Raw genomic sequence first — 870 nt, 5'->3', positions numbered from 1 at the left:
TTGTTTAATAGTTTAAATTGCTTTAACCTCCTTTCATCAACTCAAAAGGAATAAAAGTTATGTCCAAGATCCAAATACAAAGTCGTCGTGTACGTATTCTTTGCCAAAGCCTGCTTGTTATTACGCCTATCATGGTTTGCTACTACTGGCTGACCGTCAACACCCCTTATGACTTCCTGACATCACTTGGCATCATTCACTTCAGCTACGAGATAGACTCACCTCTCACCTTGTCTACGCGTGTGTTGGCAGTAATTGCTAGCTTGCTATTGTCTAGCATCATTATGTATGCGTTAACTGTATTGATTCGTCTATTTCGCAATTACGAAAATGGCGAAGTTTTTTCTTTGGCCAATGTAAAATCGTACCAAAGACTAGGCTACTGCCTGTTTTACTGGGTCGGTGGTTCTGTCCTTTATGGTGCATTAATGTCGGTTATTTTGTCGTTCAATAATCCTCCTGGTGAACGAATATTCACGGTTAGTTTTGTGGGGATGGATGTCCTTACTTTGATACTAGGTTTTATTGTTTTAATCATTTCGTGGGTGATGAAGGAAGGGTATATTCTTGCCGATGAAAACAGTCATACGATTTAAGGGTTTATCATGACTATTTGTATCAATTTGGACATTATGATGGCCAAACGAAAAATGCGTTTAAAAACACTGGCGCAGGAAGTCGGTATTACAGAAGCGAACCTGTCTGTACTCAAGAATGGCAAAGCAAAGGCTGTCAGGTTATCGACTCTAGATAAATTGTGTGAAGTGTTAGAGTGCCAACCAGGGGACATTTTAGCGTTCGAAGCTAGCGAAGATGACCAGTAAGAAGTCTCAAATGGTCACGCAAGCACAAAAACACCTCTTTACCGTT

The 870-nt window shown here is 40.3% G+C and carries 2 protein-coding genes; both read left to right on the top strand.

Annotated features, from left to right (window positions below):
* The first annotated feature begins 59 nt into the window (after window positions 1-59).
* Window positions 60-596, top strand: a complete 537-nt coding sequence (locus tag BCU12_RS09515; protein WP_102404083.1) for a DUF2975 domain-containing protein — start codon at window positions 60-62, stop codon at window positions 594-596.
* Window positions 597-605: 9 nt separating this feature from the next.
* Window positions 606-824, top strand: a complete 219-nt coding sequence (locus BCU12_RS09510) for a helix-turn-helix transcriptional regulator (RefSeq protein ID WP_102404082.1) — start codon at window positions 606-608, stop codon at window positions 822-824.
* The last annotated feature ends 46 nt before the right edge of the window (window positions 825-870 follow it).

The organism is Vibrio sp. 10N.261.55.A7 (assembly GCF_002877365.1).
Classification (GTDB): domain Bacteria; phylum Pseudomonadota; class Gammaproteobacteria; order Enterobacterales; family Vibrionaceae; genus Vibrio.
Note: the sequence above shows the minus strand (reverse complement) of the source record. Positions and strands in the feature narration are given on the sequence as shown.